General features: G+C 59.8%; 2 protein-coding genes. Both read left to right on the top strand.

Features of this window, described 5'->3' with window-relative positions; genetic code table 11:
• The first annotated feature begins 229 nt into the window (after window positions 1-229).
• Entirely contained in the window at window positions 230-1,060 is an 831-nt protein-coding gene (locus RI518_RS07665; protein WP_310689792.1) for a purine-nucleoside phosphorylase, read from the top strand.
• Window positions 1,057-2,586: phospho-sugar mutase (locus RI518_RS07670; protein ID WP_310689793.1), on the top strand; the 1,530-nt coding region annotated here is incomplete at its 3' end. The genes RI518_RS07665 and RI518_RS07670, both read left to right, overlap by 4 nt.

The raw sequence follows: 2,586 nt of genomic DNA on the forward strand, positions 1-2,586 counted from the left end.
GTCACCGGTGTGACACTCGACGTGCGCTACGAACCGGCCCGAGCGGGCGACCAGAAAGAAACCAAGGGAGCCATTGCGAAAGCCCAAGCTGAACTTGGCTACCAACCCCAATGGTCGCTGCGCGATGGGCTTGCCGCAGAGTGGGACTGGATCCGCTCCCTTTAGCCGCTAGTCCTCCCTGGCCAGTGTGGGCACATCACGGCATAACTGTTCGGCTTAGGCTGGAGTCATGACAACGACCGCACACCCTCTCGATGACCCCACCACCGATCCTTTTGAGGTGGCCCGCGAGGCCGCAGCCCAAATCGCGCAAAAAACCGGTGTGGCGTCTCACCGGATTGCCTGCACGCTGGGCTCTGGCTGGGCAAAAGCCGCCGATGTGATGGGCGAAACGGTTGCCGAAATTCCTGCCAGTGACGTGGTGGGCTTCTCGGCCCCTGCCGTGGAAGGCCACGTCGGAACACTTCGAAGTGTCGCGCTACCCGATGGTTCACACGCCCTCATCATTGGCGCGAGGACGCACTTTTATGAAGGCCACGGCGTGAGACGGGTCGTGCACTCGGTACGAACCGCAGCGGCTGCTGGCGCCAAAGTAATGGTCCTCACAAACGGCGCGGGGGGAATCAAAAGCCACTGGAGCCCCGGAACTCCTGTGCTGATTAGCGACCACCTGAACCTCACCGCAGCATCACCGCTTGAGGGGGCGACTTTTATCGACCTGACCGACCTGTATTCGACCCGCCTCCGGGATGTCGCAAGAAGCGTCAAACAGGACCTCGATGAAGGTGTCTATGTTCAGTTTCGAGGCCCGCACTACGAAACCCCGGCCGAAGTTCAGATGGCCAAAACAATGGGTGGCCACATTGTGGGCATGTCCACGGCTCTTGAAGCGATTGCCGCCAGGGAAGCCGGAATGGAAATTCTCGGCTTCTCACTGATCACCAACCTGGCGGCAGGAATCAGTGATTCACCGCTTAGCCACGAAGAGGTCATTCAGGCCGGCAAAGACGCAGAAGCGGTCATCGGTGACATGTTGGCGAAAGTAGTTGTGGCGCTGTGAACGCCGAAAACACCGAGCTACTCGACCAGGCACGCTCGTGGATCGGGCAAGATCCAGATCCGACCACCAAAGCTCAGCTCGAAGCTCTAGTGGAAGCAGTAGAAGGCCACGATCATTCAGCGTTAGTGGAGCTTCGTTCGCGCTTTAGCGGCCACCTCACGTTTGGTACGGCGGGCCTCCGCGGGGAGATTGGCGCCGGGCCTGCGCGCATGAACCGAGTGGTGGTGTCCCACGCCGCCCACGGCTTAGGTCGTTTCTTGACAGAGAAACACTCCCCCCGAGCGCCATCTGTTGTGGTGGGTTTCGACGCCCGACACAACTCTGACGTCTTCGCCAAGGACACCGCCGAAATCCTCCAAGCCATGGGAGTGCGGGTGGTACTTTTCGACCAGGTGACACCCACCCCGGTTCTTGCCTTCGCTGTTCGCCATTTAGATGTTGACGCCGGCGTAATGGTGACGGCAAGCCACAACCCCCCGGCCGACAACGGCTACAAAGTGTATTTGGGGGGAGGCGACAACGGCTCTCAAATTGTTCCGCCGGCAGATTCTGACATCCACCGCGCCATCATGGCCTCCCACGAGATCGAACGGGCATCGATGATGGCCCGCTCCCACGACTACGACACGGCAGTCAAAGACGTGATTGAGGCCTACCAGGAGGCCACACTGGCCCTTGCTCAGACCCTCACAGATGAGGGGCGCTCTTCACTATCGATTTGTTACACCCCCATGCACGGTGTTGGCGGTGAAGTCTTCCTCTCACTGATGGCCGATGCAGGTTTTTCGACGCTACATCCGGTGGACGAACAGTTCGCCCCAGACCCTGATTTTCCGACGGTGTCTTTTCCCAACCCCGAAGAACCCGGTGCACTCGATTTAGCTTTCAAGAAAGCCTCCGCGGTGGGCGCCGACCTGATTATTGCCCACGACCCCGATGCTGATCGTCTCGCCGTCGCCCTTCCCCTCCCCGACGGCGCCGGTTGGCAGACGCTCTCCGGCAACGAACTGGGGGCAATCCTCGCCTCGGCGAAGGCGAAGGATGCTGTCTCTCAAGGCAAGGACGGAGTGATCGGTTTCAGCATGGTGAGCTCACCGATTGCCGCGGCAATTGCCCAACAGCATTCACTCACCCCCCAAGACACCCCCACAGGTTTTAAGTGGATCTCTCGCATCCCGGGACTCATCTTCGGCTACGAGGAAGCCCTCGGTTATTTGGTGAACCCGGAGACGGTGCGGGACAAGGACGGTATTTCTGCCGGGCTTTACCTGGCCTGCCTCGCCGCCGGGCTCCACGCTGAGGAAAAAACCTTGTGGGACGCCTTGGAGGATGTGAGGAGCGAATATGGTGGCTTCGCTTCCGACCAGATTTCTCTGCGTTTTGAGACGATGGCCGTCGCCGGCTCGGTGATGGATACTGTGCGCAGCGCACCCCACGAGACCTTTTCCCGGCTCACTATTGAAAGCCTGACTGACCTTCTCAATCCGAGTGATGACACCCCGCCGACAAACCTGATGACGTTTACC

It is taken from the genome of Pontimonas sp., from assembly GCF_031581085.1.
GTDB lineage: Bacteria > Actinomycetota > Actinomycetes > Actinomycetales > Microbacteriaceae > Pontimonas.